24 protein-coding genes and 5 pseudogenes are annotated in these 26,894 nt (G+C 58.9%); 3 read left to right on the forward strand and 26 right to left on the reverse strand.

Features of this window, described 5'->3' with window-relative positions; genetic code table 11:
• Nucleotides 1-7 precede the first annotated feature (7 nt).
• Both tnpB and ACHMXE_RS36245 read right to left on the reverse strand, forming a co-directional pair.
• A complete protein-coding gene (gene tnpB, locus ACHMXE_RS36240) occupies nt 8-727 on the reverse strand; it encodes an IS66 family insertion sequence element accessory protein TnpB (protein WP_395348678.1) in 720 nt (239 codons plus the stop codon).
• Nucleotides 728-836: 109 nt separating this feature from the next.
• Nucleotides 837-1,025: pseudogene (locus ACHMXE_RS36245) on the reverse strand (IS21 family transposase); the annotation flags it as partial.
• A gap of 884 nt (nt 1,026-1,909) precedes the next feature.
• Here ACHMXE_RS36245 and ACHMXE_RS36250 point away from each other — a divergent pair.
• Nucleotides 1,910-2,395 carry a hypothetical protein gene (locus tag ACHMXE_RS36250; protein ID WP_395348679.1) on the forward strand — a complete coding sequence of 162 codons (486 nt, stop codon included), beginning with the start codon at nt 1,910-1,912 and terminating at the stop codon, nt 2,393-2,395.
• Here the strand turns inward: ACHMXE_RS36250 and ACHMXE_RS36255 are convergent.
• From ACHMXE_RS36255 to ACHMXE_RS36320, 14 genes and pseudogenes are all read right to left on the reverse strand, one after another.
• Nucleotides 2,392-2,847, reverse strand: coding sequence for a glycosyltransferase (locus tag ACHMXE_RS36255; RefSeq protein ID WP_395348681.1), 456 nt, complete (start codon nt 2,845-2,847; stop codon nt 2,392-2,394). The two genes, ACHMXE_RS36250 and ACHMXE_RS36255, sit on opposite strands and share 4 nt — an antisense overlap.
• Nucleotides 2,847-3,230: a hypothetical protein gene (locus ACHMXE_RS36260; RefSeq protein ID WP_395348682.1), complete on the reverse strand. Its 384-nt coding sequence runs from the start codon at nt 3,228-3,230 to the stop codon at nt 2,847-2,849. Before ACHMXE_RS36260 ends, ACHMXE_RS36255 begins: the two co-directional genes overlap by 1 nt.
• A gap of 539 nt (nt 3,231-3,769) precedes the next feature.
• Nucleotides 3,770-4,636: a hypothetical protein gene (locus ACHMXE_RS36265; RefSeq protein WP_395348683.1), complete on the reverse strand. Its 867-nt coding sequence runs from the start codon at nt 4,634-4,636 to the stop codon at nt 3,770-3,772.
• 153 nt (nt 4,637-4,789) lie between these two features.
• On the reverse strand, nt 4,790-6,061 hold the full coding sequence (locus ACHMXE_RS36270) for a phenylacetate--CoA ligase family protein (protein ID WP_395348684.1): 1,272 nt from the start codon (nt 6,059-6,061) through the stop codon (nt 4,790-4,792).
• Nucleotides 6,062-6,064: 3 nt separating this feature from the next.
• On the reverse strand, nt 6,065-6,589 hold the full coding sequence (locus tag ACHMXE_RS36275; RefSeq protein ID WP_395352957.1) for a glycosyltransferase: 525 nt from the start codon (nt 6,587-6,589) through the stop codon (nt 6,065-6,067).
• On the reverse strand, nt 6,589-7,203 hold the full coding sequence (locus ACHMXE_RS36280; RefSeq protein WP_395348685.1) for a glycosyltransferase: 615 nt from the start codon (nt 7,201-7,203) through the stop codon (nt 6,589-6,591). Before ACHMXE_RS36280 ends, ACHMXE_RS36275 begins: the two co-directional genes overlap by 1 nt.
• Entirely contained in the window at nt 7,203-7,562 is a 360-nt protein-coding gene (locus ACHMXE_RS36285) for a serine acetyltransferase (RefSeq protein WP_395352959.1), read from the reverse strand. Before ACHMXE_RS36285 ends, ACHMXE_RS36280 begins: the two co-directional genes overlap by 1 nt.
• Before the next feature lie 149 nt (nt 7,563-7,711).
• Nucleotides 7,712-8,407: a hypothetical protein gene (locus ACHMXE_RS36290; RefSeq protein WP_395348686.1), complete on the reverse strand. Its 696-nt coding sequence runs from the start codon at nt 8,405-8,407 to the stop codon at nt 7,712-7,714.
• Between the two features lie 322 nt (nt 8,408-8,729).
• The gene (locus ACHMXE_RS36295) at nt 8,730-9,971 is read right to left on the reverse strand and encodes an oligosaccharide flippase family protein (RefSeq protein WP_395348687.1); all 1,242 of its coding nucleotides are present in this window, start codon (nt 9,969-9,971) and stop codon (nt 8,730-8,732) included.
• A gap of 24 nt (nt 9,972-9,995) precedes the next feature.
• Complete coding sequence (locus ACHMXE_RS36300; RefSeq protein ID WP_395348688.1) at nt 9,996-11,036, reverse strand: NAD-dependent epimerase/dehydratase family protein; 1,041 nt, start codon at nt 11,034-11,036, stop codon at nt 9,996-9,998.
• A 12-nt stretch (nt 11,037-11,048) separates the two neighbouring features.
• A pseudogene (gene tviB, locus ACHMXE_RS36305) lies at nt 11,049-12,326 on the reverse strand (Vi polysaccharide biosynthesis UDP-N-acetylglucosamine C-6 dehydrogenase TviB).
• A 79-nt stretch (nt 12,327-12,405) separates the two neighbouring features.
• A complete protein-coding gene (locus ACHMXE_RS36310) occupies nt 12,406-13,545 on the reverse strand; it encodes a polysaccharide biosynthesis/export family protein (protein ID WP_395348689.1) in 1,140 nt (379 codons plus the stop codon).
• A 215-nt stretch (nt 13,546-13,760) separates the two neighbouring features.
• Nucleotides 13,761-14,542, reverse strand: a pseudogene (gene hisF / locus ACHMXE_RS36315) (imidazole glycerol phosphate synthase subunit HisF).
• Between the two features lie 44 nt (nt 14,543-14,586).
• Complete coding sequence (locus ACHMXE_RS36320) at nt 14,587-15,423, reverse strand: D-hexose-6-phosphate mutarotase (protein ID WP_395348690.1); 837 nt, start codon at nt 15,421-15,423, stop codon at nt 14,587-14,589.
• 134 nt (nt 15,424-15,557) lie between these two features.
• On the opposite strand from ACHMXE_RS36320, the gene ACHMXE_RS36325 reads away from it, so the two are divergent.
• Together ACHMXE_RS36325 and ACHMXE_RS36330 are read left to right on the forward strand one after the other, a co-directional pair.
• The gene (locus ACHMXE_RS36325) at nt 15,558-16,865 is read left to right on the forward strand and encodes a dicarboxylate/amino acid:cation symporter (RefSeq protein ID WP_209544663.1); all 1,308 of its coding nucleotides are present in this window, start codon (nt 15,558-15,560) and stop codon (nt 16,863-16,865) included.
• A 13-nt stretch (nt 16,866-16,878) separates the two neighbouring features.
• Nucleotides 16,879-17,788: pseudogene (locus tag ACHMXE_RS36330) on the forward strand (amino acid ABC transporter substrate-binding protein).
• A gap of 12 nt (nt 17,789-17,800) precedes the next feature.
• Here ACHMXE_RS36330 and ACHMXE_RS36335 read toward each other — a convergent pair.
• From ACHMXE_RS36335 to murA, 10 genes and pseudogenes are all read right to left on the reverse strand, one after another.
• The gene (locus ACHMXE_RS36335; protein ID WP_395348691.1) at nt 17,801-18,985 is read right to left on the reverse strand and encodes an AAA family ATPase; all 1,185 of its coding nucleotides are present in this window, start codon (nt 18,983-18,985) and stop codon (nt 17,801-17,803) included.
• Between the two features lie 16 nt (nt 18,986-19,001).
• Nucleotides 19,002-19,745 (reverse strand): 1-(5-phosphoribosyl)-5-[(5-phosphoribosylamino)methylideneamino]imidazole-4-carboxamide isomerase, encoded by a 744-nt coding sequence (gene hisA, locus ACHMXE_RS36340; protein ID WP_203204637.1) that lies wholly within the window; start codon nt 19,743-19,745, stop codon nt 19,002-19,004.
• 66 nt (nt 19,746-19,811) lie between these two features.
• Nucleotides 19,812-20,477: an imidazole glycerol phosphate synthase subunit HisH gene (hisH, locus tag ACHMXE_RS36345; RefSeq protein ID WP_395348692.1), complete on the reverse strand. Its 666-nt coding sequence runs from the start codon at nt 20,475-20,477 to the stop codon at nt 19,812-19,814.
• A 51-nt stretch (nt 20,478-20,528) separates the two neighbouring features.
• Nucleotides 20,529-21,140, reverse strand: a complete 612-nt coding sequence (hisB, locus tag ACHMXE_RS36350) for an imidazoleglycerol-phosphate dehydratase HisB (protein WP_395348693.1) — start codon at nt 21,138-21,140, stop codon at nt 20,529-20,531.
• A 19-nt stretch (nt 21,141-21,159) separates the two neighbouring features.
• Nucleotides 21,160-22,251, reverse strand: a complete 1,092-nt coding sequence (gene hisC / locus ACHMXE_RS36355; RefSeq protein WP_395348694.1) for a histidinol-phosphate transaminase — start codon at nt 22,249-22,251, stop codon at nt 21,160-21,162.
• A gap of 35 nt (nt 22,252-22,286) precedes the next feature.
• The gene (locus tag ACHMXE_RS36360) at nt 22,287-22,646 is read right to left on the reverse strand and encodes a hypothetical protein (RefSeq protein WP_395348695.1); all 360 of its coding nucleotides are present in this window, start codon (nt 22,644-22,646) and stop codon (nt 22,287-22,289) included.
• A gap of 8 nt (nt 22,647-22,654) precedes the next feature.
• The gene (locus tag ACHMXE_RS36365) at nt 22,655-23,503 is read right to left on the reverse strand and encodes a hypothetical protein (RefSeq protein ID WP_395348696.1); all 849 of its coding nucleotides are present in this window, start codon (nt 23,501-23,503) and stop codon (nt 22,655-22,657) included.
• Nucleotides 23,504-23,571: 68 nt separating this feature from the next.
• Nucleotides 23,572-24,943 (reverse strand): annotated as a pseudogene (gene hisD / locus ACHMXE_RS36370) (histidinol dehydrogenase).
• Nucleotides 24,944-24,966: 23 nt separating this feature from the next.
• The gene (hisG, locus tag ACHMXE_RS36375; RefSeq protein ID WP_057596768.1) at nt 24,967-25,608 is read right to left on the reverse strand and encodes an ATP phosphoribosyltransferase; all 642 of its coding nucleotides are present in this window, start codon (nt 25,606-25,608) and stop codon (nt 24,967-24,969) included.
• Nucleotides 25,605-26,888 carry a UDP-N-acetylglucosamine 1-carboxyvinyltransferase gene (gene murA / locus ACHMXE_RS36380; protein ID WP_203204631.1) on the reverse strand — a complete coding sequence of 428 codons (1,284 nt, stop codon included), beginning with the start codon at nt 26,886-26,888 and terminating at the stop codon, nt 25,605-25,607. Before murA ends, hisG begins: the two co-directional genes overlap by 4 nt.
• Nucleotides 26,889-26,894: the final 6 nt, after the last annotated feature.

Raw genomic sequence — 26,894 nt, forward strand, 5'->3', positions numbered from 1 at the left:
GGACGCGCTACAACGTGGTGATCACACCGGCCTCACCGACGAGTTGCCAAGGTAGTCCCAGCACCAACGCATCGAACTGCGGCCGGCTCAACGTGAGCGTCCCGTCGATGTTCTTGGGCCAGACAAACTTGCCGCTGTTCAGCCGCCTGGCTGCCAGCCACACGCCGATGCCGTCGTGCACGAGGACCTTCATGCGGTTGGCGCGTCGGTTCGCAAAGAGGTAGGCGTGATGTGGGCGCGCTGCGCCGAACACCACCACGACGCGGGCCAGCGCCGCCTCGGTGCCGGCGCGCATGTCCAGCGGCTGGACCGCCATCCAGATCGATTCGATTCGGATCAACGCAGGATCTCGCGAAGCCACGCGGCACTCGCCGCGCAAGCACTGCTCGGCCAGTGCACAACCACCGTGGTCGCGCCGCGCTTGAGCTCGATTCGGATGTCCTGCACTCGGCGAGGACTGCGCGGTGCCAAGCTGCACAGCCACGAAGGCTCCGTTGCTCTGATCGCGCGATAGCTCGGCGGCCACTTCAGGGCTGGGAAGCCCTTGGCCTCCTTCGATCATCCAGCGACGCAGCAGGTTCGCGTTGATGCCATTGGCCAGCGCCACCGAGGCGATCGATACACCGGGTCGAGCACACGCGGCGACCAGGTTCGCCTTGAATTCATCGCTGTGACGGCGCCTCCGACGGCGCTCCCCCTTTACCGCTGTCGCCTCGATAGTGTTCACGTGTCCGCCAAGAAATAAGTGGAGTAGTGAACACCATGCTCCTAGCCAGAGCGGTGGGAATCAAGACGGGATGGCCGGACGCTTACCTTGCATCGGCTGTCAATGCCTACCTCAGTGCCGCCTCGAAAGCGCTGAGCTTGTTCGGGCGCGGTTCACGCCGGTACTTCGGCGTCTTGTTGAGCGGTGCGCACAGCCACTTGGAGACTGTGTTGCGCGATAGCCCCGTCATGCGCGAGATCTCGCGCTCCGACAGCTTGTCCCTCACGTGCAGCCGTCCGATTCTGCAAATCATGTCCATGGTGATCACTCCTCGAACCCCGCTGCTCAAATAAACAGCAGGGTAGGTTGAACACCTGGCCCACTTTTACTTCGGCGCTACCTACAAAAGTGGCTCAGTTTTCGGTCGGCGCCAACGGTTGACAATAGCGCTCTTGGCATTGTCAACATGAAGCGCTCGAGCACGCGAGCGAACCACGCGAAGGCGCGCCGGTGGCAGCCTAGCCAGGTGTGTGGGCTTTGGTTCCAGACCAACTCGACGGACTGATAGGAGCTGTGGCAGAGGATCGTCACTAACGCCGGGATGCATCGTGGCTGGCCGTTAGGGAGCGTGAGCACGTGGCCGGCACCTAAGTCCACCTGCGCGACCTCGGCCGGAGTGAGCACCAGGCCCATGGTGACGCCAGGCGGACGCGTCGCACGTATACGACCTAGCATGCGCACCACTGCCGAATACCTGCCGGTGAATCAGTGACCGCGCTTCAAGGCTGCGTGGATGGCACGCCCTGCACCCTGGCGTCAGACCAGTGCTGCACAACTTCGCGCAGTGGCTTGACGCAAGAGATAGTGGAGGCTGCACGCCGCCACGGAGCCATTGCGGTTGCGATTGCAACGTCATCAGCCAGTTCTGCGCCTGCCGTCAACCAGCCGCAACTTTGGCCGAGCGCACGAAGTTTGTCGAGCTTGTCGTGGCCAATAAGGCCTGAGCGCGCGATCTCCCGCTCGGTGTCACCCGCACGCAAGCGCACGAGCGCATTGTGCTGGACCATTTCCCTTTTACGCCCCAACGGTCTCCCGATCAAAAAGCTCGCGAGATAGTCCCGCAGGTAGGGGTTGAAGGCTTCAAGACGCCCAGGGAACTGTCCGCTGGCAACCTAAATATACAAACTCCCGATCGGCCGAGATATGCCGATAGCTAACAGCCAGCGCGTTCCAGACATAACGACCAACCAGACTGTTTCAAAACTTTCTAAAGAGAAAAAACCGCGCCGACCGCTGGATTACGGTCCGTTTCAATTGGGGATATCTCCGCTCAGCAATGACGACTCGACTGCTATTAAAAGCATGACGGCAGACGAACCAGGCAGCCACAAACTATCAAAGCAACGCCCTCTAGGCACCGATCGGCGGCGCTCTGCGCGATCGCATTTTCACAATCAACGACGCGGCAAACTCGATCAATGCCAGAAGCATGATCAAGCGGCCATCGAAATGCTTAGTTGCGTGGCCGACTCGACGGCGTTGATTGATACAAACCTTTTAGTGATTAGCACGGTTTTATTTCGTATAAGAACAATAGTGACACAACAGCGACGACATAATTTACGTAATACCCATCTCGTGCAGCATCAGAGCATTAATCTTTCTTACATCGTACTTCCAGACGACTAGATCTCGAGCTTTACGGCCCATCTTTTCAGCAAGGCTCGGGTTGTCAAGAATCGGATCATCGCCCCTACCAAATCATCTACAGAAGCGACAGGGATCAAAAACCCATTTTCGCCGGACACGACTGTCTCTTTACATCCAGGAGCGTCGGTCGTTATTACCGCGCGCCCCATGGACATCGCTTCAAGCACTGTACGGGGAGTACCTTCACGGTACGAAGGAAGCACGAAGACACTCGCATTCGCGATGGCAGGGCGAACATCGTCAAGTCGCCCCACGTAATTGATTATTCCACATGCAATCCAGTCGTTCAGTTCATCTTTTGCGATTGCGTCTGGGTTATCGTCAATCCAACCCACCAAGTCGAAAAAAACACCTTGCCTTTGCGCACGAATTATTCGCGCAGCTTCAACATACTCTCGGACACCCTTCGCTCCCAAAAATCGTCCAATCATCAAAAAACGAACTTCAGCTGGTAGCGGTGCAACACGAAAATATTTGATATCAACCCCGAACCATTAACAACGCAGGTGTACGCCTGCCTCTTCAAAATCCTTTGAAAACGAAACAACTCACGATCATCGGGGTTTTGAAAAAATACAGCTTCAGCGCCACTTAGCGACAACCGGTATAACTGCCGCGCAAAAGCACCAAGCATTTTACGCAGAAGACCAGGGGAACCATCATTTGAAAACGCATAGCCCAAGCCGGTAATTAATCCAAAACGCTTAGGAACCCCCAAAATCCGGGCAATTAGAAGTCCGTAAACTACCGGCTTGATCGTATAGGCAAAAAAACGTCCGGACGAATTTTTAAAACAAGAAAAATTAAACGACACAAGCTGAAAAAATCAAAAATCGGATTCAGCGAAGTTCGATGCATAAACAGATTGTGAACGAAAAAACCGTTCAACTCCAACTCTCGTCTGAAAACACTACTCTCACCCAAGCCGGGAGCCACGACATGAACATTCCAGCCCTTTGACTTAATCTCTCGGAGCAGATCACCACGAAAAGACAAAATCGAATTAGGAAAGCTTGCAAAAATCAAAAAATTCATTTTCGATGTGCGGGCTGAGATCGCCGATTATGCAACGGGGCCCTGAAAACATTACGGCGAGACCGGTCTGAGGCAGATGCGACAAGAATAAAAATTAGCATCGGAGCAAACATCCATTTTTGCCGCAGCGCAATGCCCAAATTAGCCGTGGTAAAAGCTAGAACGACCCATGCCATTCCCACATACAGGAGCAAAAATGTTCGGTTCCCGGTCGCTGCGCCAGAGCGGCGGCGCAAAAGACCTCGCCAACCAACAAAAAACAAAAATAATATAATCGAATTATCGATTGCCGCTGCAAGAGAAAAAACATTACGAGCTTCAAGCAGTATCAGGTCGAAACATATACGTGAAGAGCTTCATTGGCCAACTCATTGATGCGATGTCAACACTAGTATCCCCCTGGGCATTGACACTTTGTCTTTTCGTCAACATACTCCGAAAGCCCTTCAGCATCGACGTCCTCCCCACCCCCGCATAATTCAGAGCGAATGGAATCAAAAACGCTGAGACTACAAGCGCGATAATTGCGACGGTAGCACGTTGCCACCCAGGAGATCGACTGTCAAAAACGGACGCGCCAATTAGAGCCAGCACCATAAAGCCAGCTATATGTGGCCGAACCAAAAACATAGCGGCAATCCCAATCCCCATTAAAATTTTTCTGTTCTTTAACTCTATGGCTGCCCACAGCACCAAACCAGCGGCCATAAAAGCCAAAGCGTCCTTTCCTAAAGCGGAGGACCAAAAACTGATTGATGGCAGGAAAATAATAACGGCAACAAGCCTACGAATATATTTCGTCTTGCCTAACGATGCGTGGCGCAAGCTCCCGGCAAAAGCCAAAAGCCCAATAGATCCAAAAACGTTGTGAAGTAAAAAAGTCCCTAAGAGCGACAAATCAAAGGTCTGGGACAAAAAACGAGGTGATGAAATTAACGCCGGCCGTGCCCACACCGAAATCGGCGTAGCCTTTGTGGAATTAAGAAAATAACTTAAGGCGTCGCCACCGTAGGAAAGAACAAACCAAAGATAAACGAAACAGAATAGCGTGTGCCAGAAATAAATAATAGCGGCCCTAAGCCCACTTAATTTAAACTTCCGACCTAGCCAAATAGCGATTACTAATCCCGCAAAAAATACGAGGATCGATGAGACTAGCTGCCAAGCAGTTGATACAAGTGGCATGAGACGGCTTTACCTTATAACCAGCACGTACTTCTCTGGACTGACCGACTCAAAATCAAATTTCGCGCCGAATATCTGTCGGCTTTAAAAAGTTCTTCACAATTCTAAACTTTCCGCTTTTTTCTCTTGGAATTTCATCAACTTTAATAATTCTTATTTCCATGGATTCACCCACTCGCTGAACCAAGGCTGTAGAAAATACCCTTCTTGGTCCAAATCAAAGTCATCAGTTCCAACGACCTTAACCGTGATGCTGCTCAGCTCGTCCTGAATGATCTGAAACGCTTCTATTCCCTGCACATCTTTCGTGCAGTTGCTCAAATTTCCCAAATTGACTTTCCCGTTTTCTTTAGAAAACACAAAATCTGAGGTGCGCCCGTCGATCTTAAGCGCAACGGGAAAATGCGATCCGCAAGCACACCGAAAATCCTCCGGTGCCGACTGGACGCGGTCCCGATTCTGTATCGAATCAATGGTGTACCAGAAGTGGTAAACGAAGTTACTAGCAACTCTCCCCTCGATCGCAGGATTGAGATTTTCGTCAACCACCTCAAAAACTCCTGTTAGAGGATTAATGTGTAAACTCCCCTCCGCACATTCAGTGATAAATGGCGCTCCCTCAGAAGAAGCGTATTGGTCCACAATTCTGCAGCCAAAGACCTTCCCAATAACTTGGCGATGACTAGCAAGAACAGTTTCTGCTGTTGGGAAAAAGACTTTTACTATTCCATGCAAATTAAGATTTCGCCGTTCAGCCATCAGGCAGAGGTCGTAAACACTGGAAGGGAAACCAACTATAAACTCCGGAGCAAACTCAACAAAGCTTTCCCAGTAGGAGAGGAAATTTTTGTCGGCCATGTGAAAAGTTGAAAAAAATCTGATCCCATGCAGATAATCATCAAAAGCAAATCTTTTTGCGTGTTCATCAGCCTTGCCGACCAGATGCTTCCCGCTAAACCAAGCTGTCTTTTTCCCAAGCTTGTAACCATACTCCGCCCGAAAATTGTCCAAGATGGCAAATCTTTCTTGCATATCCTGGTGAGTATACAAAACCTTCATAGAAGCACCAGTTGTACCACCCGTTAGGCTAACAATTGCGTCAGATTCATCAATGGTTGAAATTTTTTCCAGATTTCTAAGAAGGTCCGTTTTTTCCAAAACGGGAAACTGCTGTAGTTTCAAAGATTTTTTATCTGCATACCACACCGATTTTGTAGTAGCGTCGCGGAGAAACTGTGAAAGCCTGAGTTCTGCTTCGGCATGAATTTGGCCAAGAGACCGATTATTCGCTGCAGAATGATATTTCTGCCATTTTTTATATTCACCCTCATGACGAGCCTTATAAAGGCGCCAGTTATAAAAGGTTACGCCAAGATTTTTAACGAATCGAGGAGCGCGCTCGATAATTATATCTTTTAGCTTCATTACTTAACGATCCAAATAAATTTCTTCGAATTTTTCTACCGTTTTGGCTAAAGTGAACATATTGGAAATCTTTTCTCGCCCAGCTAGACCGCGAGCATTCCAACTGTCCTGTCCTTCGGCGGCCAACTCGAGAATCGCTTCCGTCATGGCCAATCGATCGCTCGCTTGTACGACAATTCCGATCGATCCAAGAATCCACCGAGCGTCACCCACATCTGTAGTGATGCAAGGAAGTCCCACAGACATCGCTTCACCTAGTACGTTTGGAAAACCCTCTGTTTGAGAGTGCAAACAGAATATATCTATCGCGCTCATGCACGAAGCAACATCTCGACGCTCGCCTAGCATCAAGAAATGCTCTGCTACACCAGTTGATTGAACTGCAAGATCGAGTGCGGAATTGTCCTTCGTCAACTCCCGTCCCACAAAAACAACCAGAATTTGGGGATTTTTTCGAATAGCTTCTGCGGCTGCCTGAATAAATCCCAGTTGATCCTTTGCAGCACTATATCGACCGACCGAGCCAATTAAAACTCTTTCTTTACTGACACCCCATTCGGCGCGAAGCGCTGCCTATCGAAGGCAGAATGAACAAACTCATCAATTTCGAAACCGTTCGGAATTACTACCATCTTAGCGCTGTGATATCCGACCCCTATATGAAGTTCTCTCGCAGACTCGGCGACGCAAACTATTTTATCCGGCACGAAGGGCGATAAAAAAGCACAAATCTTTCTAACGGCGCGTTTAAATAGCGTGCCTCCAGCCTCAAATTTTGAGTTTCTGATCCCCCAAATCACTTTCGCATTGCAACTAGTTCGAGCTGCAATACCCCCTAACAAATCGGAATAATACATCCAGCACTGAACCACATCAGGAGATTCTTTCCGCAAAATATTTGACAATCTCCAAAAAGTCTTAAGCCCTCCGCGCGCGCCTTTCATTCCAAGAGCTGTGACCTGGATCCCATTTTCTTCCAACAGAAGACCCAAAGGCCCCTTCGTAGTAAGAGAAATTACCCTGTGGGAGAAAACAGCGGACTTATTTTTATGAGAGATTATTAGTCGGTATAAAGCTCTCTCAGCTCCACCAACATCAAGTCCTCCCACTATGTGGGTAACATTGATGACGTTATTTGACATTAGGTCCTCTCGCCTTCTGCATCAACTTTTATTAGTGATTTAGGAGCAAAGCATACAGCACCCTCAGGAACGTCTTCGACGACCAACGCATTCGCACCAATACGCGCTCGCGCACCAATCGCTACGCCGCCAATTATTTTTGCGCCTGCTCCAATAAAAACCCCATTACCTACAACTGGAGCCGCAAATGGCCTTTTAGTAGAGCCATAATTTGAGCCGATCGTTACCTGATGGAGAATAAAACAGTTATCTCCAACTACAGCTTTCCCGGATATGAAAATTCCGCTTAGGCCGTGGCGGAAGCAGATGCCACTCCCGAGCGTGCAAGAGAATGGTACGGAGCACCCCGAGAAGCAAATTCAAAAGTTTTGCAATTGCTATCGCCAAAACGTACGCCGGCCAAACGTAAAAAGCGCCATCCCGGCGCATTTTTAACAATAAACTACCGACTCGGTAATTTATCAAATAAATTATCGTCACGAACCCGGAGCCCTTGTTTGCACTTCGATCAAAGGCTATTTTTTGAAACAGCATGGCGTTCCCTCAAAAACAATGCCAGCGCTGTAGAGAAATTTTCTTCCAAATCCGCCTTCCCTTCCATATAGTGCCATTTATTATCAACCCAATAATGATGGCCCGGAGAGGCAGTGAGCGTAAGCGGTCCAAAGTTAAGCACCTGATACTCAATTAGCTTACAAGAATCGCTTGAGATTGCTATGTCAAGAGACAGGTAAGGCACATCTAACTTTAAAAAAATGGATCGTGCAAAATCCAATGCGCTTAAGGGAGGCGTCTCGTGGGAAAAGATTCCACTACCACTGGCCCTAAAGTCATTTTTTCGAACCTGTCGACGGAGGGAATAAAATCTATTCCCAAACACCAATATCTTATAATCACAATCCAATCCCGAAATAAAATCCTGCCAATTGAATGTCTTAAATTTTTTGTTTCTATACTCATAAATCGAGTATTGCTCACGTGTAAGGCGCAAACGTCTTACGAAGTTAATAGCCATCCTTCGATAGGAAACACGGAAATATTGACGCTTCAAGGCAGCCAGTTTCTTTTCGCTTTCAACCAAGGCAACGCCAGTACTTCCTGCGCCCGTGCTTGTTTTAAATACAAAGGGAGTTGATTTAGTCAGACCTTCGAGATCGAAATGATACCCACCTTTAAGCGCGCCAAAGCCTTTTTGTTCGCGCATTAACTGCTGGATCCCTTATTCTCATGGGCGAGCAAGCTCTGATAATTTGGAATGATTTGACATTTCTGAGACACGAAATACATTACATCACGTATGTAACTTCGTATTTCCTCATTATCTGAAGAGGTATAGATCACAAAATCCGTCGAAGACAAAGGTAGATTCGGCAGATCGGTTACCGCTACCCTTCTTGCCTTAAAACCCAGCTCCTCAATGCCGCGGGAGATCGAAGCCACATCTAGTGATTTCCAACTTGCTCCAGCGCTTCCAAAATACCCATTCGGTAGTGTGGCAAAATAAACAATGGTCATTTTAAATAACGCTAAATATTTGTCTTACTACCTGCGCCCGAGAAAAGTATCACGCTCATTGCCATAAGAAATCTCGCGACAAGTATCAACGCAATAGCGCCCATGACCCCAAATTTTGGTATGACAAAGATTCCAATAAAGAAACAAACCAAAGACACTCGCACAGAAATTTTGGCGCCAACTTTGGCTAGCCCCACAAGATTAAGATAGTTGGTCCCATACGTCAGATAAAGAAACGCAAAAATTATGCTAGGGGCCAGCCACCGAATTTCTTTGGAAATCAGGTCACTGTCTTTGGGAACCAAAAAACTTGAAGCAACCGGGGACAGAATAAACAATGCAATCGAAAGTAAGGCCCCCAACCCAAGCATGACCCATTTAAATGCCTTAAATTTCCTTATATCTCTGGAAAGCAGCGGCAGATAAGCGGTACAAACAATTCGCCCCACAGAATTAGCCGCATCTACCAATGCTGCCGCTGCGCTAAAAACACCAACCGCAGACTTACCCCAATAAACTCCGAGAAGAAAATTTGCTGAGTTATTATATAAATTTGGCGCCAACTGCCCGATAAATACATCGTAGCCGTGTTTATATGCTGTCAGAATCTCTCGCCACCCTGGGAAAAAAATCCGTAAAGAAAATCTCCATCGCGCGATGGAAATAGCCGCAAAAAAAACAATAGCAGCAGCTGCGCCGTTTAGCAAGTGCACGAAAATGTAATCGTGAGGCTGCTTAACCATTAAAAACAATGCGCCTACGTAGATGAGCTTTGATGTGAAAGCCAGCGCAGTTATAAACTGCATTTTCTCGAGGCCTTGGAACAGCCAGACTGGCAGCAAGGATTGCATCGTAATAAGGAACATCGAGGAAAAGAACACGCCCCTGTTCTCCCCAAATGCCGGCACAAATGCAACTAAAATTGAAAAGGCAATTACACAGGCCAGTGCCAGAATCAGGCTCGCAAATAGCGTTACGCTAAAAATTTTTTCAACTTCAGCCTGGTTAGCTTTGGCCCTCGCAACATCCCGCGCGGCCGTTATGCTGAAACCAAATTGCATCACCGCGCCAAAATAAGCAGATGTTGACAGTGAAAAGGCAAGCAATCCAAAATTATCTATTCCGACAACCCTAATCAAATATGGTAAAACTAGTAGCGGAATGACCAGATCGAGCCCTCTCAAGATCCCTAAGGCCACAATATTTTTTAGTAGCTGACCAAAATCCTTGTTTGCTCGAAATTTTTTAAGCAAAATTCCCGCCGAAATTGTACTGCGTTAATGCCGCGTCACATACCAAGGAATCGCTGCTTTAAGTCCCGCGGCGATATCATGCGAAGGCTCGTAGTGGAGATATTTTTTTATTTTTTCAATATCCGCAAGTGAATGCATAACATCACCTGCTCGGAATTCTCCGTATACGGCATCCTTTTCATAACTTATACCATTTTCGAATAAATTCGACTTAATCATCTCGAATAATTGAGTGAGACTTGTGCGCGCTCCATATGCAACGTTATAAACTTGATTTTTCGACTCAGATTTTTGATTGGTAGCCGCAAGTATATTTGCCTGCACCGCATTTGCTATGAAACAAAAATCACGACTTGTCGTTCCATCCCCATTGATTTTGATTTCGCGCTGACCAACCATTGCGGCCACCCATTTGGATATCACTGCCGCATAAGCTCCCGACGGATTTTGTCGCGGTCCAAATACGTTGAAATAGCGCAAACCGATACTTTGAAAAGAATAGCATCGATCGAAAATACTCGCGTAGAGTTCATTTACATACTTTGTAACTGCATATGGGCTTAGCGGATTTCCAATAATCGATTCGACTTTTGGAAGGCCTGGATGGTCGCCATATGTGCTACTACTAGCGGCGTAAACAAAGGCCTCGACCTTAGCGTCGCGCGCAGCGATGAGCATATTGAGAAAGCCGGAGATATTCGCGTTATTGGTAGCAATGGGGTCTGCAATGCTGCGCGGCACACTACCGAGCGCCGCCTGATGAAGGACATAGCGCACTCCGCGGCAGGCCTTATGGCACGCGTCCAAGTCGCATATGTCTCCCTGGATGAACTTAAACCTAGACCATTGTTCAATCGATACCTTACGCTTAACCTCTTCGAGATTTTCTCGAAATCCGGTCGAAAAGTTATCCAGTCCGACAACAGCCTGATTTAATTTCAGTAATTCCTCAAGGAGGTTACTCCCGATAAACCCCGCAACACCCGTTATCAACCACGTCCGAGAGTCAGAATGAAGGCTATTTTTAATTTTCCCGTAGAATGGAAAATTGGCATCCGAATGCATACAAAAGATCCCTCAAAGCCGGCCGTCAGAAATTTCAGCGGGGAAAACCCCTTTCACATCAAATAGTACCGCCCCGGGTTGACCCAGTTCTCTTGTCCCCGTGCCGCCCATTTCAATAAATTCTTTATGCCCCACGGCAAGAATTATCGCGGCGTAGTTCCCCGACTCGGGGAGCTGCCGCGAGCATTCCAACCCGTATTCGCGTGAAGCCTCTGTCACATCTATCCAAGGGTCAAAAATATCCACATTGGCGTTATAGGATTTTAGCCCGGCGACTATATCAACAACCTTTGTATTTCGAAGATCTGGGCAGTTCTCTTTAAACGTCAGTCCCAACACCAGTATCTTGCTACCAAGAACTGGGAGTCCTTTACGGAGCATCAGTTTGACGGTTTGATCTGCTACGTGGCTAGCCATATTATCGTTAACACGACGCCCTGCCAGAATCACCTCGGGATGGTAGCCAACTTCCTGAGCTTTGTGCGTGAGGTAATAAGGATCCACCCCGATGCAATGACCTCCAACAAGGCCAGGACGAAATGGCAAAAAATTCCATTTAGTACCAGCCGCCTTGAGCACCTCTAGCGTATCAATACCCAGTCTGTGAAAAATAAGACTAAGTTCATTCATAAGGGCGATATTTATATCGCGCTGCAGTGTTTTCGATTACCTTCGCCGCCTCTGCTACCTTTATGCTGCTTGCTTTGTGCGTGCCGGCGACGATTATTTCTCGATATAAGCTATCGACCAGATCTGCCGTAGCTGGTGTACTGCCACTGGTCACTTTCTTGATGTTTGGAAGTCGATGTTCTTTTATCTCCGGGATTGATACGCTCAGGACTATAGCCGCAGAAAAAATCTTGATTAAACTTCTTTCCGCTGAATCTTTCTAAAACAGGTACGCATACCTCTTCCGTTGCACCAGGGTAGACCGTAGATTCATACACAACTATTGAATCGAGGACAATAGTCGGCCGACAGTTTCACTAGCTTTAATGAGAGGCGTTAAGTCAGGTCGGTTGGCTTGGTCTACGGGCGTCGGAACCGTCACAATAAAAATTTTGCACTTAGCAAGGTCCGCTGGTTCAGCGCTGAAGCGAAGATGCTCAGCCTCACGAAGCTCTTCAGAAGTTACTTCGAGAGTGTGGTCCTGTCCTGATTTTAATTCTTCGATGCGCGCTTCGTTAATATCAAAGCCAACCACATTTCTTTTTTCCCAAACTCAACGGCGAGCGGCAAGCCCACGTAGCCAAGGCCAATAATGGCAATCGGCGCTTCAAGAATACTCATGGTACTTTGTTCAGTTAATTGATAAGATTTTATGCGAGCTTTGGGAGCTTAACTTCCTCGGCACGATCACCGGTCAGATCTAACGGTGCCTTACGTAGATTTGGCTGGAAGTGTTTACTATTTGGGAGGTTGGAAGAATCAAGCTTATTACGCGGTTCCACTTTACGAGCGGTGCAGGATCGACGTAAACCACGTCCTTTGGCTGCAACCGAAACTGGCTGGCTATAGCCATAAGAGCAGGATTTCTGGCATTTAGGTGAAAGATCGCGGGCAGGCCTGTTTCGCCTTGCCGAATCACATAAATCTGCCCAGGGTTAGACGTTGCCGCAATTGGGCCACCGACTTCACCCAGCGCCTCACTCAGACTCAAACGTCCATCGCTCCGCATTAACAACGCCGTGGGCTGCAACACTTCTCCAAGCACTATGACCTTTGCGTCTTCCCGATTCGGTATCCGAACCGTATCGCCGCTCCTCAACGGTATGTCATTGCCGTCATACCCGGCTTCACGGAGCTGATTAAGGTCGATCGCAGTGGACTGCCCTCCACGCACGAGAGTAATTGCAGAGCGATTGCCTTCCGCGGTGATTCCTCCGGCACGATCTATTGCCTCATTCAATGTCATAGGAACGTCCGTCACAATTTGCGACCCGGGAGCGCGAACTTCACCTTCTACGTATACCCGCCGACTTCTAAATGATTGAATTCGTACCGTGACCTGAGGATCGCGTATCTGGGAGGTGATGAGCTTCGCAATTAAGTCAGACGCCTCTGCTTCATTCAGGCCGGCAACCCGCACACGACCGACATACGGAAAAGCAATCTCGCCCTCAGCATTTACGATAAATCCCGCAGCTACCTGCACACCCGTAGGATCGATGCTCTGCGAGATAACCGCGCCAGCGTTCGGCAACAGTTCGGGATGGTCATACACGATTACACCCACCACATCCCCGGGCCCGATCGTGTACCGGTCAGGCTTACCGAAGAGCTTCTGTACCTGTGGAGATACCCCTCTGGGGACCGCTTCAGCAAGCGTACGAACTAGAGCGACGGATATTGGGGTAATTCGCCCCTCTGGCGCATCATTGGGCAAATACTGGAATTGCTCAGGCAACTCGCCCCCACCGTCGTACGCCGTCACGTTACCCATACCTGGCACTACCGCGCAGCCCTGAAGCACCATCGCGGCAATAAGTGCGGCGGCGCGCGCCAGCACAGTCGTATCACATTTCACAAAAATCCCCAGTGGAGTTAGCTTCTCTGTCTTCTGGCGGCTGTCGGCATCGCTCGGGACTGAAGCCCCCAGCCCTCCCTGTTCACAGTCTTTAAGACTCGCTGCAGCCGTTTGAGCAACTTCGGATCATAGTTGCCCTTTGTATAAAGCCAGCGACACAGCTCACACGGTGATGTTACAAATTGGCGCAGCAATGTTCACACTTGCCGCACCGGGATGCCGCGCTCGGCCATCCGCGCCTTGGCCTCACCGACCGTGTGCTCCCCGTAGTGGAAGATGCTCGCCGCCAGCACGGCGTCCGCCCCGCCCTTCTGGATGCCGTCGGCCAGGTCGTCGAGGTTGCCCACGCCGCCGGAGGCGATGACCGGCACGTTGACGGCGTCGCTGACCGCGCGGGTCAGTGCCAGGTCGAAGCCGCTCTTGGTGCCGTCGCGGTCCATGCTCGTCAGCAGGATCTCACCAGCGCCGCGGCGCGCCATCTCGGTGGCCCATTCGACGGCGTCGAGGCCGGTGTTCTGCGCCCGCCGTGGCTGTAGACGTCCCAGCCCGGGCCGCGGCTGGCCGCTTCCTCGGGCGTGCGGCGCTTGGCGTCGATGGCGACCACGATGCATTGGGCGCCGTACTTGGCCGAGGCGTCGCTGATCACCTGCGGATTGGCGATGGCGGCCGAGTTGAAACTGGTCTTGTCGGCGCCGGCATTGAGCAGCCGGCGCACGTCCTCGACGGTGCGCACGCCGCCGCCCACGGTCAGCGGGATGAAGACCTGCGAGGCGACCGACTCGATGATCGGCAGGATCAGGTCGCGGCCGTCGCTGGTAGCGGTGATGTCGAGGAAGGTCAGCTCGTCGGCGCCCTGCGCGTTGTAGCGCGCGGCGATCTCGACCGGGTCGCCCGCGTCGCGCAGTTCGAGGAAGTTGACGCCCTTGACGACGCGGCCGCCGGTGACGTCGAGGCAGGGAATGATGCGTTTGGCGAGCATGGTGGGGTAACTGAGGTATCTGGGGTATCGGGAAGAAGCTGGGATCAGAGGACGCGCAACTGCTGCCAGCCCTGCCACTCGGCGCCGGGCGCGAGCTGCACGGGCTCATCGATGCGCGCGGCCTCGACGCAGAGCATGTGGCGAAAGCCGTCCTCGGGCATGTCGGCGAGTTTCGCACCGAGCACGGCGCCCGGGTTCCAGACCACGGTTTCGGTGCAGGTGGCGCCCTGGGAAATCTCGAGCGTGCCGCCGGGCTGCACCAGCCGCAGCGGCTGGGCGGGCGCGGCATAGACGCTGTCGAACTCGGATTCGAAGCGCAGGGCCGGCGCGGTTTCCACATGGCGGTCGTCGCGCACCGCATCCCAGCGGTTGGCGCCTTGCAGGCCCTCGAGCCGCACCTCGGCGATGTCGTCCACCGCCAGGTAGGTGTGCAGCGCGGCCGTGAAACCGAAGGGTCCTCCGCCGAGGTTGCGCAGCCTCAGCGCGGTGCGCAGTTGCCCGGCCTCGAGCGTGAACGCGACCCGCGCCTCGAAGGCATGCGGCCACAGGGCCCGGGTGGCGTCGTCGTCGCGCAGCCGCAGGGTCAGCGCGCCCGAACCGGCATCCACGCCCTGGTTTTCCCAAGGCAGATTGCGCATGAAACCATGTTCGGGGAGCATGCCGCGCTGGTTGAACTGCGGGCAGCAGATGGGCACGCCGCCACGGATCGCGGTCTTGCCGTCGAACACGGCGCGCGGGCTCAGGTAGAGCCTTTCCCTGCCGTCGGCCGTGGTCCACGAGAGCAGATGCGCCCCGTGCAGGGCCACGGTGAGGGTGCTGCCGTCGGCACCGGTGGCGCGCAGCGCGGGCTGGCCGCGGAACTCGATCGAGCTGATGTGCATGTGAAGAATTGTAGGCAGCGCGCCATGGGGCCTAAAGACTGCATGGTCAGGCCCCGATTGCAAGCCGGGGGCCTTCTTGGATACCCTGTGCCTGCCTAAAAAACGCTCACACAACCAAGGACAAGGGGAATCGAATGAAGAAGAAGTTGCCGATGGCGGCATGGATCCTGATTGCCATGGTGCTCGGCATCATCCTCGGCTACATGATCTTCGCGAGCTTCCCGGACAAGGGAACCGCCAAGGAGATCGCGGGCTATGTCTCGATCGTCTCGGACGTGTTCCTGCGCCTGATCAAGATGCTGATCGGACCGCTGGTTTTCTCCACGCTGGTGGTGGGTATCGCGCACATGGGCGACGCCAAGTCGGTCGGCCGGGTGTTCGGCAAGGCCATCGGCTGGTTCCTCACGGCTTCGCTGATCTCGCTGGTGATCGGCCTGGTGATGGCCAACCTGCTGGAGCCCGGCGCCAACCTGGGCCTGCCGCTGCCCGACATCGGCGCCTCGGCCAACCTCGCGACCTCCAAGTTCACCTTCAAGGACTTCGTGAGCCACACGGTGCCGAAGTCCTTCATCGAGGCCATGGCCAACAATGAGATCCTGCAGATCGTGGTGTTCTCGATGTTCTTCGGCGTGGCGCTGGCCTCGCTCGGCGACAAGGCCAAGACGCTGGTCGCCGCTACCGAGGAGCTCTCGCACGCGATGCTGAAGATCACGGGCTACGTGATGAAGCTCGCGCCGCTCGCGGTGCTGGCCGCCATGGCCGCCACGGTGGCGGTCAACGGGCTGGGCATCCTGATCAAGTTCGCGGTGTTCATGCGCGACTTCTACCTCGGGCTGTTCGTGCTGTGGGGCGTGCTGATCCTCGCGGGTTTCACCTTCCTCGGCCCGCGCGTGCTCAAGCTGCTGGTGCTGATCAAGGAAGCCTTCCTGCTCTCGTTCGCCACCGCCAGCTCCGAGGCCGCGTACCCGAAGATCCTGCAGGCGCTCGACCGCTTCGGCGTCAAGCGCAAGATCTCGAGCTTCGTGATGCCGATGGGCTACTCGTTCAACCTCGACGGCTCGATGATGTACTGCACCTTCGCCGTGCTGTTCATCGCGCAGGCCTACAACATCCACATGCCGATCAGCACGCAGGTCACGATGCTGCTGATCCTGATGCTCACCTCCAAGGGCATGGCCGGCGTGCCGCGCGCCTCGCTGGTGGTGATCGCCGCCACGCTCAACCACTTCGACATTCCCGAGGCCGGCCTGCTGCTGATCCTGGGCGTGGACACATTCCTCGACATGGGCCGCTCGGCCACCAACGCGGTGGGCAATTCGATCGCCACCGCGGTGGTCGCGAAGTGGGAAGGCGAATTGCTGCCGGAGAGCGAGGCCGAACTCAACGCGGCCAAGCTCGACGAAGAAGCGGCCGCGACGATCGCGCATCCGGCGCATGGCTGAGGCGATACGCGGCATGACGACGATCCTCGGCACGGCCGGATGGCGAACCGGCTTCGCCTGCGTGGCCCTGCTGCTCGCGGCCGGCGCGGCGCAGGCGCAGGAACTGCTCACCGGCACGCTCGCCAAGGCGCGCGCCAGCGGCGCCATCACCATCGGCTACCGCGAATCCTCGGTGCCCTTCTCCTTCCTCAACACGCGCAAGGAACCGGTCGGCTACTCGATCGAGCTGTGCCGCGAGCTGGTCACGGCGATCGGCAACGCGATCGACCGCACGCTCGCGATCCAGTGGGGAGCCGGTCACCTCCGACTCGCGCTTCGACGCGGTCGCCAGCGGCAAGGTCGACCTCGAATGCGGCTCGACCACCAGCAACCTCGAGCGCCAGAAGCGCGTGAGCTTCTCGCCGACGATCTTCGTCTCGGGCACCAAGGTGCTGGTGAAGAAGGGCACGCCGATCGCCTCGTTCCGCGACCTCGCGAGCCGCAAGGTGGCGGTGACGGCGGGCACCACCAACGAGAAGACGCTGCGCGAGCTGTCCGAGAAATTCAAGCTCGGCATCCAGCTGCAGGTGGCGCGCGACCATGCCGAGTCCTTCGCTCTCGTGAAGAGCGGCCAGGCCGATGCCTTCGCGACCGACGACGTGCTGCTCTACGGCCTGATCGCGCAGGAGAACGCCAAGGCCGACTACCGCGTGGTCGGCGACTTCCTCTCCTACGACCCCTACGGGATCATGTACCGCAAGGGCGACCCGCAGCTCGCGAAGGTGATCAACGACAGCTTCCAGGTGCTGGCCGAGGACGGCGAGATCGAGCGCCAGTACAAGCGCTGGTTCCTGCGCAAGCTGCCCACGGGCGCCAGCCTCGACCTGCCGATGAGCGCGCAGCTCGAGACGATCATCAAGACGATGTCGGTGAAGGCCGAGTAGCCGGGGCCGGCTTCAGCGCGCCGGCCACTCCCAGCGCGGGATCTCGCTCATGTCGAGGTTCGCGATGCGGGTCTCGCCCAGGCGCTTCTCGAGCACCACTGACTGCAGCTCGACGCCGTCAGCGGCCGCCTCCTCGAGCGCGGCGATCAGCCGCGAGGCGTGCGACACCACGATCACCTGCGACTCGCGCGCGGCATGCGCGATCAGCCGGCCGAGCGCGGGCAGCAGGTCGGGATGCAGGCTGGTCTCGGGCTCGTTGAGCACCAGCAACGCGGGCAGGCGCGGCGTGAGCAGCGCCGCGATCCACAGCAGGTAGCGCAGGGTGCCGTCGGACAGCTCGGCGGCGGTCAGCGCGCGCAGCAGGCCGTGCTGGTGCATCAGGGTCTGGAAGCGGTCGCCCGCGGCATCGATCTCGATGCGCGCGCCCGGGAAGGCGTCGTCCACGGCGCGATCGAGCGCCTCGCCGTCGCCGATCTCGCGGATGGTCTGCAGCGCGGCGGCGAGGTCGGCGCCGTCGTTGGCCAGCACCGGCGTGCGGGTGCCGAGCTGCGGCTGGCGCGCCGGCGCCTCGGCATCCGAGCGGAAGTGGTCGTAGAAGCGCCAGGAGCGCATCTGCTCGCGCAGGGTGAGCATCTCGGGCGCGTCGCGCGGATCGGCGTGCTCGGTCATCATGCTCGCGAAGGGCGGAATCGGCCGGCCCACGGGCTGCCAGCCGCGCCCGTCGCGCAACCGCAGCGAAGCGCCCTTGCGGTCGACCAGCTGCGTGGACGGCCGCAGCAGCGGGCCGGCCCAGATGGCCTCGTGCTTGATCTCGGGATCGCGCGAGAAGGCGGTCGAGGGAATCGGCGGCGGCAGGCCGATGTCGATCGCGTAGCCGAAGTCCTCGGTGCTGGCGCCTGCGAAGCCCAGCTTCAGCGCGACCGGTTCGCTGCGCGTGGTGCCCTGCACCGGCATCTCGCCGCGCAGCATGGCGGCCGAGAAGCGCTCGGGCCCGGCCCACAGCGTGGAAGACAGGCCGCCCTCGCGCACCAGCGAACGGATCGCGCCGCCGTTGGCGATCTCGGCCAAGAGGCGCATGGCGCGGTAGACGCTCGACTTGCCGCTGCCGTTGGGCCCGGTGACCACGGTGAGCCGCGCGAGCGGCACCGTGAGCTGGCGCAGCGAGCGGTAGTTGGCGATGGCGAGCGCGGACAGCACGCGCCGCAGAGCCCCCTCAGGCGCCGGCCAGTTCGTCGGCGCGCGCCTGCGCCTGAGCGAAGTCGAGGTCGCCCGAATAGATGGCGCGGCCGCAGATCACGCCTTCGACGCCTTCGAATTCGACCGCGCAGAGCTGGTCGATGTCGGCCATGTTCGACAGGCCGCCCGAGGCGATGACCGGAATGGACAGCGCGCGCGCGAGCTTGACGGTGGCTTCGATGTTGATGCCCGACAGCATGCCGTCGCGGCCGATGTCGGTGTAGATGATCGATTCGACGCCGTAGTCCTCGAACTTCTTGCCCAGGTCGGCCACCTCGTGGCCCGTGAGCTTGCTCCAGCCGTCGGTGGCGACCTTGCCGTCCTTGGCGTCGAGGCCGACGATGATGTGGCCGCCGAAGGCGCTGCACGCGTCCTTGAGGAAGCCCGGGTTCTTGACCGCGGCGGTGCCGATGATCACGTAGCGCAAGCCGTCGTCGATGTAGCGCTCGATGGTGTCGAGGTCGCGGATGCCGCCGCCGAGCTGCACCGGGATGTCGTCGCCGACCTCCTTCAGGATCGCCTTGATCGCCGCGTGGTTCTGCGGCTTGCCCGCGAAGGCCCCGTTCAGGTCGACCAGGTGCAGGCGCCGGGCACCGGCCTCGACCCATTTGCGCGCCATGGCGGCCGGGTCTTCGCTGAAGATGGTGGACTGGTCCATGTCGCCTTGCTTCAGGCGTACGCAATGGCCGTCTTTGAGGTCGATCGCTGGGATGAGGAGCATGAAAGTGACGCGAGAGTGCAACGAAAGGGCGCCGGCCGGCGGCGCCCGGTCAGGGGAACGAAGTGTTCAGGGATTCCAGTGGAGGAAGTTTCGGTAGAGCTGCAACCCGTGGTCCGCACTCTTCTCCGGGTGGAACTGGGTGGCAAAAATGTTATCGCGTGCGATGGCGGCGGTAAAGCATGCCCCGTATTCGGCTTCGCCCACGCTGTGCCGCGCATCGACCGGCCGCGCATAGAAGCTGTGCACGAAATAGAAGTAGCTGCCGTCCGGCACCCCGGCCCAGACCGCGTGCGGCTGCGCCTGGCGCACCTGGTTCCAGCCCATCTGCGGCACCTTGAAGCGGCTGCCGTCGGGCTGCAGCTGCCCCTCGAGCTCGAAGCGGACCACCTCGCCCGGGATCAGGCCGAGCCCGTCGGTCGGCCCCTCGTCGCTGCGCGACAGCAGCATCTGCATGCCCACGCAGACGCCGAACAGCGGCTTCGTCGCCGCCGCCTCGAGCACCGATTCGAGCAGCCCCGAGTCGCGCAGCTCGCGCATGCAGTCGGGCATGGCGCCCTGCCCCGGCAGCACCACGCGCGCGGCCTTGCGCACCACCTCGGGGTCGGAAGTCACGAATACCTCCACGCCGACCTGGTCGGCGGCATGGCGCACCGCCTGCGCGACGGAGTGCAGATTGCCCATGCCGTAGTCCACCACGGCGACGGTGTTGGCGTTGTTTGCTACAGTTTTCATAGCTTCAATGACAGGCGGAGCGTGCGATGGCACGCTGTTCCGCTTGCAGGATCAGAGCGAGCCCTTGGTCGAGGGAATGACACCGGCCGAACGCGGATCGAGTTCGAGCGCGGCGCGCAGCGCGCGGGCGAAGGCCTTGAACACGGTCTCGCACTGGTGGTGCGCGTTGACGCCCTTGAGGTTGTCGATGTGCAGCGTGACGAAGGCGTGGTTCACGAAACCCTGGAAGAACTCGTAGGTGAGCTGGCTGTCGAAGGCGCCGATCATCCCGCTGGTGAAGGGCACGTGCATCTCGAGGCCGGGCCGGCCCGAGAAGTCGATGACCACGCGGCTGAGCGCCTCGTCGAGCGGCACGTAGGCATGGCCGTAGCGGCGGATACCCTTCTTGTCGCCCACGGCCTTGGCCACGGCCTGGCCCAGCGTGATGCCCACGTCTTCCACCGTGTGGTGGCCGTCGATGTGCAGGTCGCCCTGGCAGTCGATCTCGAGGTCGATCAGCCCGTGGCGGGCGATCTGGTCGAGCATGTGATCGAAGAAGCCGATGCCGGTGGCCAGCTTGGCGCGGCCGGTGCCGTCGAGGTTGACGCTGACGGTGATCTTCGTCTCGGCGGTGTTGCGCGCGACCGTGGCGGTGCGCGCGGCGAGGGCGTCGGGGGTGGCCACGGGGGCGGCCGGGGGGTGGTCATAGTGAGGCTTCGAGCGCCGCGAGCATCCTGGCATTCTCGTCGGCCGTTCCGACGGTCAGGCGCAGGCAGTTCGCGAGCAGTTCGTGCATTTTAGAAACGTTCTTCACCAGCACCCCGCGCGCCTTCATGCCGTCGAAGGCGCGGGCGGCGTCGGGCACGCGCAGCAGGATCATGTTGGCGTCGCTGGGCCAGACCTTGACGCCCGGCAGCCGGCCGAGCCCCATCATCAGCCGCTCGCGCTCCTCGCGGATCTGCCTGGCCTGGGCCTCGAACACCTCGGCATGCTCGAGCGCGAACAGCGCGCACTCGCAGTTCAGCACGCTGACGTTGTAGGGCGGGCGCACCTTGTCGATCTCGGCGATCAGCGCGGCCGGGCCCATCAGGAAGCCCAGCCGGATGCCGGCCAGGCCGAACTTGCTGAGGGTGCGCATCAGCAGCACGTGGCGGTGCTTCGCGAGCCGGTCGATGTAGCTGCGCGCGGCGAAGGGCTGGTAGGCCTCGTCGATCACCACCAGGCCGCCCTGCGCGCCCTGGGCCTCGACGATCTTCTCGACCACCGCGTCGTCCCAGAGGTTGGCGGTCGGGTTGTTCGGATAGGCCAGGTAGACGATGGCCGGCTGCTCGCGCGCGATGGCGGCGAGCATGGCGGCCTCGTCGAGCTCGAAGTCGGCCGTGAGCGGCACGCCCACGAAGCGCAGGCCCTGGAGCTGGGCGCTCATGGCGTACATGACGAAGCCCGGCAACGGTGCCAGCACGCTGGCGCCCGGCAGGTCGCAGGCGATCGCGAGCAGCGAGATCAGCTCGTCCGAGCCGTTGCCCAGCACCAGCGAGAAGCCCTCGGGCAGGCGCGCCTGCGCGGCCAGCGCGCGCTGCAGGTCGGCGCCGCGCTCGCCCGGGTAGCGGTTGAGCGCCAGCGCGCCGAGCCGCGCGCCGAGCTCGGCCTGCAGCGCGGGCGGCAGGCCGAAGGGGTTCTCCATCGCATCGAGCTTGACCAGGCCGCGCGCGTCCTGCACGGCATAGGCATGCATGGCGCGCACGTCGGCGCGGATGCGCTGGAGCGCGGGAACGGGGGCGGTGGTGTCGGACATCGGGGGCTCGGGGGGAAAACGGTCGATGGAAAAAATCAGGAAGCGCAGCGGAAGCTGTTCTGCAGCGCGGTCGACAGCACCAGCTGCACCGGCATGTCGGCCTCGTAGAGCTCGGCGTTGCGCTTGAGCTCGGCCTCGAACAGCGAGCGCGCCATCGAAGGCTCGAGCCGGCGGCCGTCGACGCAGAACAGCGGCTTCTGGCCCGCGCGCCGAGCGGCGTCGCCGGCCTCGCGCAGGCCCTCGAGCACGCCCACGAGGTAGTAGCTGGCGTAGGCCTTGCCCTGCTTCTTCTCCTTCACCTCGAGGGTGTGGAACTCGCGGATGCTCATGGCCTGCGCGCCCAGGCTGGCCGCGGCCAGCACGAGCGGCAGCAGCAGGAGACGCGTGCGCTGCATGGCGGGCCTCACTTCGCGTAGCGCGGCGGCGGCGCGTAGCCGGTCGCGCCGTCGGCCGGGAAGGCATTGGGCTGCGCGGCATCGGGGCCGCGGCGCGGACGGCGCGGGGCGTCGGGCTGCGCGATCTCGAACAGCGCGGCGCCGAGGATGCCGATGTTGCGCGTGTCGCCGGCCTCGGTGTTGGCGGCATAGGCGCGGCCCGGCGTGGCGAAGCGGAAGGCCGCGACCTCGGACTGGCTCTTGCGGAAGCCCTCGATGTCGAGCACCTGCAGCGGACGCAGCACGTAGCCGCCGTTGCGCAGGCTGCCGGGCTTGCCGTTGAGCACGTCGAGGCCGTCGACCGTGGCGATCACCTCGTAGCTGCGGTCGCTGAGGTTGCGAAAGCGCAGCGTGTAGCGCGCGCCCTCGGCGCCCGCGAGGCGAAAGCTCTCGTCGCCGCCCGTGCCGCGGCGCGCGCGCTGCAGCGGGATGGCGCGGCCCGATTCGTCGATCACCGACCATTCGACGTCGCCCTGCGCCAGCTGCAGGTTGAGCCGGCGCTCGGGGTTGGCACCGACGCCGCGGCGCACGCTGGCGGCGTCGTTGTAGCCGATGGAGGCGACCTCGTCGGGCTGCTCGGGCGTGTAGCGCTGGACCTGCACGCTGCGCGTGTTCGATTCGCGGCCCTCGCCCCACTGCGTGCCCAGGCGCGGCGCCGGCGCGGCGGGCGCGGCAACGGCGGCGGCCGTGCTCGGCACCGCCTCGGCCTGGCTCTGGGTGCGCGGCATCGGGGTGCAGGCCACGAGCAGCACGGCACCGGCCAGCAGGCCGAAGGCGAACTTGAACAGGCGCGAACGACGCAGACGTTGATTCATCATCAGGCTTGCTCCTCCCGAGCGGGTTGTGGACGGAAATGCCATCGGAACCGGGCCCGCGGCCGCGGCCCTCAAACCTTGCGCAGCCGCATGCGCGCGGCCTCGGCGTGGCCCTGCAGGCCCTCGCCCTCGGCCAGCGTGACGGCGATCGGCCCGAGCACCTGGGCCCCGGCCTCGCTGACCTCGATCAGGCTCGAGCGCTTCTGGAAGTCGTACACGCCCAGCGGGCTCGAGAAGCGCGCAGTGCCGCTGGTGGGCAGCACGTGGTTCGGGCCGGCGCAGTAGTCGCCGAGGCTCTCGCTGGTGAAGGCGCCGAGGAAGATCGCGCCGGCGTGGCGCAAGAGCGGCTCCCAGCGCTGCGGCTCGCTGCTGCTGACTTCCAGGTGCTCGGGCGCGATGCGGTTGCTGATCTCGCAGGCCTCTTCCATGCTCTTCGTGTGGATCAGCGCGCCGCGGCCGTTGAGCGAGGCGGCGATGATCGCCGCGCGTGGCATGGTCGGCAGCAGGCGGTCGATCTCGGCCTGCACGCGGTCGATGTAGGCGGCGTCGGGGCACAGCAGGATGCTCTGCGCGAGCTCGTCGTGCTCGGCCTGGCTGAACAGGTCCATCGCCACCCAGTCGGGCGGCGTGCTGCCGTCGGCCAGCACCAGGATCTCGCTCGGGCCCGCGATCATGTCGATGCCCACGGTGCCGAACACGCGGCGCTTGGCGGCGGCCACGTAGGCATTGCCGGGACCGGTGATCTTGTCGACCGCGGGAATGGTCGCCGTGCCATAGGCCAGCGCGGCCACGGCCTGCGCGCCGCCGATGGTGAAGGCGCGCGTGACGCCGGCCACGTAGGCGGCGGCCAGCACCAGCACGTTGCGCTCGCCCTTGCCGGACGATTCGCCGCCGGCGCCGCCGGTGGCCACGCTGCCCTTCACCGGGGTCGGCACGACCATGATGATCTCGCTCACCCCAGCCACGTGGGCCGGAATCGCGTTCATCAGCAGGCTCGACGGATAGGCCGCCTTGCCGCCGGGCACGTAGATGCCGACGCGGTCGAGCGGCGTGACCTTCTGGCCCAGCAGCGTGCCGTCGGCGTCGCGGTAGCTCCAGCTCTCGCCCGAGGCCTTCTTCTGCGCCTCGTGGTAGCTGCGCACGCGGTCGGCCGCGGCCTGCAGCGCCTCGCGCTGCACGGCGGGCAGCGAGTCGAAGGCCTGCTTGAAGTCGGCCTGGGTCAGTTCGAGTTCGGACACCGAAGCGGCACCCAGGCCGTCGAAAGCGGCGCGTGTACTCGAGCACCGCCGCGTCGCCGCGCGCCTGCACGTCGGCCAGAATGTCGGCCACCGTCTTCTCGATCGCGGCATCGGCATCCGCGGACCAATGCAGCCGCGCCTTGAATTCAGCATCGAAGCTGGCTGAAGTCGTGGACAGTCGGGCGGGGGCTGCTTGCAGGGTCATTTGGCGAAGTGCGGTTCGAGGGATCAGGCGGAGGGAATGGCCGACGCGAAGGCGTCGATGATGCGGCGGATGGGTTCGCGCTTGAGCTTGAGCGCGGCCTGGTTGACGACCAGGCGCGCGCTGATGTCCATGATGCGCTCGACCTCGACCAGCTGGTTGGCCTTGAGTGTGTTGCCGGTCGAGACCAGGTCGACGATGGCGTCGGCCAGGCCGGTCAGCGGCGCGAGCTCCATGCTGCCGTAGAGCTTGATCAGGTCGACGTGCACGCCCTTGCTGGCGAAGAAGTCGCGCGCCAGGCCCACGTACTTGGTCGCGACCTTGAGGCGCGAACCCTGGCGCACGGCCGAGGCGTAGTCGTAGTCGGCGCGCACGGCCACGCTGAGGCGGCAGGCGGCGATGCGCAGGTCGAGCGGCTGGTACAGGCCCTGGTTGCCGTGCTCGAGCAGCACGTCGAGGCCGGTCACGCCGAGGTCGGCGCCGCCGTACTGCACGTAGGTCGGCACGTCGGAGGCGCGCACCAGCACCACGCGCACGTCGGGGCGGGTGGTGCCGAGGATCAGCTTGCGCGACTTCTCGGGGTCTTCCGTGACCTCGATGCCGGCCGCGGCCAGCAGCGGCATGGTCTCTTCGAAGATGCGGCCTTTGGAAAGCGCCAGGGTGATCATGCGGTGGCTCCGGTCACGCGTTCGATGTCGGCCCCGAGGCCGCGCAGCTTGGCTTCCATGCGGTCGTAGCCGCGGTCCAGGTGGTAGATGCGGTCGACCAGGGTCTCGCCCTCGGCCACCAGGCCGGCGATGACCAGGCTGGCCGAGGCGCGCAGGTCGGTCGCCATCACGGTGGCGCCCGACAACTGCGGCACGCCCTCGACCATCGCCACCTTGCCCTCGACGTGGATGCGCGCGCCCAGGCGCACCATCTCGTTCACGTGCATGAAACGGTTCTCGAAGATGGTCTCGGTGACCATCGAGGCGCCGTGCGCGATCACGTTGAGCGCCATGAACTGCGCCTGCATGTCGGTCGGGAAGCCCGGGTATTCGGTGGTGCTGAAGTTCTGGGCCTTGAGCTGTTCCGCGCCCTTCGAGGCGATGCGGATGCCGTCCTGCTCGCAGCCGACCTCGCAGCCGGCGTCGCGCAGCTTGTCGATCACCGCGTCGAGATGGTCGCCGCGCGCATGGCGCAGCAAGGCCTCGCCGCCCGCGGCCGCCACGGCGCACAGGAAGGTGCCGGCCTCGATGCGGTCGGCCACCACGGCGTGCTCGCAGCCGTGCAGCTTCTCCACGCCCTGGATGCGGATGTGGCTGGTGCCGTGGCCCTCGATCTTCGCGCCCATGCGGATCAGCATCTCGGCCAGGTCGACGATCTCGGGCTCCTGCGCGGCGTTCTCGAGCAGCGTCTCGCCCTCGGCCAGCGCGGCCGCCATCAGGAAGTTCTCGGTGCCGGTGACGGTCACCATGTCGGTCAGGATGCGCGCGCCCTTCAGGCGCGTGCGGCCCGCCGGCAGGCGCGCGACCATGTAGCCGTGCTCGACCACGATCTCGGCGCCCATGGCCTGCAGGCCCTTGATGTGCTGGTCGACCGGCCGCGAGCCGATGGCGCAGCCGCCCGGCAGCGACACCTTGGCCTGGCCGAAGCGCGCCAGCAGCGGGCCCAGCGCCAGCACCGAGGCGCGCATGGTCTTCACGAGTTCGTACGGGGCCTCGGGGCGGGTCAGGTCGCCGGCGTTCAGGCGCACGGTACCGTTGTCGTCGCGCTCGGCCGACACGCCCATGTTGCGCACGAGCTTGAGCATGGTCGACACGTCCTGCAGGCGCGGCACGTTGTGCAGCACCACGGGCTGGTCGGTCAGCAGGGCCGCGCACAGTTCGGGCAGCGCGGCGTTCTTGGCGCCGGAAATGAGTACTTCGCCGCGGAGCTGGCGCCCGCCGCGAATCAGGAGTTTGTCCATCGAAGG

It is taken from the genome of Variovorax sp. UC122_21, assembly GCF_044056785.1.
In the GTDB taxonomy this organism is placed as follows: domain Bacteria; phylum Pseudomonadota; class Gammaproteobacteria; order Burkholderiales; family Burkholderiaceae_C; genus Variovorax.

What these genes read in the sequence shown, in the direction of transcription:
- ACHMXE_RS36290 (WP_395348686.1), bottom strand. Translation starts at nt 8,407, where the DNA reads ATGCGCGAACAAAAAGGCTTTGGCGCGCTTAAAGGTGGGTATCATTTC.
- ACHMXE_RS36300 (WP_395348688.1), bottom strand. Translation starts at nt 11,036, where the DNA reads ATGCATTCGGATGCCAATTTTCCATTCTACGGGAAAATTAAAAATAGC.
- hisG (WP_057596768.1), bottom strand. Translation starts at nt 25,608, where the DNA reads ATGATCACCCTGGCGCTTTCCAAAGGCCGCATCTTCGAAGAGACCATG.
- ACHMXE_RS36255 (WP_395348681.1), bottom strand. Translation starts at nt 2,847, where the DNA reads ATGATTGGACGATTTTTGGGAGCGAAGGGTGTCCGAGAGTATGTTGAA.
- ACHMXE_RS36280 (WP_395348685.1), bottom strand. Translation starts at nt 7,203, where the DNA reads ATGTCAAATAACGTCATCAATGTTACCCACATAGTGGGAGGACTTGAT.
- ACHMXE_RS36325 (WP_209544663.1), top strand. Translation starts at nt 15,558, where the DNA reads ATGAAGAAGAAGTTGCCGATGGCGGCATGGATCCTGATTGCCATGGTG.
- ACHMXE_RS36360 (WP_395348695.1), bottom strand. Translation starts at nt 22,646, where the DNA reads ATGCAGCGCACGCGTCTCCTGCTGCTGCCGCTCGTGCTGGCCGCGGCC.
- hisH (WP_395348692.1), bottom strand. Translation starts at nt 20,477, where the DNA reads ATGAAAACTGTAGCAAACAACGCCAACACCGTCGCCGTGGTGGACTAC.
- ACHMXE_RS36365 (WP_395348696.1), bottom strand. Translation starts at nt 23,503, where the DNA reads ATGATGAATCAACGTCTGCGTCGTTCGCGCCTGTTCAAGTTCGCCTTC.
- ACHMXE_RS36270 (WP_395348684.1), bottom strand. Translation starts at nt 6,061, where the DNA reads ATGAAGCTAAAAGATATAATTATCGAGCGCGCTCCTCGATTCGTTAAA.
- ACHMXE_RS36320 (WP_395348690.1), bottom strand. Translation starts at nt 15,423, where the DNA reads ATGCACATCAGCTCGATCGAGTTCCGCGGCCAGCCCGCGCTGCGCGCC.
- ACHMXE_RS36250 (WP_395348679.1), top strand. Translation starts at nt 1,910, where the DNA reads ATGCCGATAGCTAACAGCCAGCGCGTTCCAGACATAACGACCAACCAG.
- hisA (WP_203204637.1), bottom strand. Translation starts at nt 19,745, where the DNA reads ATGCTCCTCATCCCAGCGATCGACCTCAAAGACGGCCATTGCGTACGC.
- murA (WP_203204631.1), bottom strand. Translation starts at nt 26,888, where the DNA reads ATGGACAAACTCCTGATTCGCGGCGGGCGCCAGCTCCGCGGCGAAGTA.
- ACHMXE_RS36265 (WP_395348683.1), bottom strand. Translation starts at nt 4,636, where the DNA reads ATGCCACTTGTATCAACTGCTTGGCAGCTAGTCTCATCGATCCTCGTA.
- hisC (WP_395348694.1), bottom strand. Translation starts at nt 22,251, where the DNA reads ATGTCCGACACCACCGCCCCCGTTCCCGCGCTCCAGCGCATCCGCGCC.